General features: G+C 75.7%; 1 protein-coding gene. It reads right to left on the bottom strand.

Going from position 1 to position 379, the window contains the following annotated elements; all coding sequences use genetic code 11:
* Nucleotides 1-379: SLBB domain-containing protein (locus Q2100_RS31420; protein WP_302917149.1), on the bottom strand; the 379-nt coding region annotated here is incomplete at both ends.

The raw sequence follows: 379 nt of genomic DNA, 5'->3' as shown, positions 1-379 counted from the left end.
ACGCGATGATCGCCGCCGCGGTCACCGGTCCGACGCCGGGCAGCGCATCGAGCTGTTCGGCCGTCGCGGTGTTGAGGTCCACCGCTTCCGGCGGTGCAGAGCCCGGATCGCGCGGCGGGACTCCCGGCGGCGCGGCGGGAGTCGCGTCGCTCACCGAACTGCCCATCGTGGTCGGCCGGCCCGGCGGCGCCGCGATGCCGACGATGATCTGCTCGCCGTCGGTGACGCGGCGCGCGAGGTTCAGCCCGACGAGGTCCGCACCGTCCAGCGCGCCGCCCGCTCCTTCGAGGGCGTCGGCGATACGCGCGCCCGCAGCGAGGGTGACCAGGCCCGGCTTGTGCACGAGGCCGACGACGCTGACCACCACCGGCCCGTCGTC

It is taken from the genome of Mycolicibacterium arseniciresistens, assembly GCF_030519285.1.
Lineage (GTDB): Bacteria > Actinomycetota > Actinomycetes > Mycobacteriales > Mycobacteriaceae > Mycobacterium > Mycobacterium arseniciresistens.
This window is presented reverse-complemented; position numbering and strand designations above follow the sequence as displayed.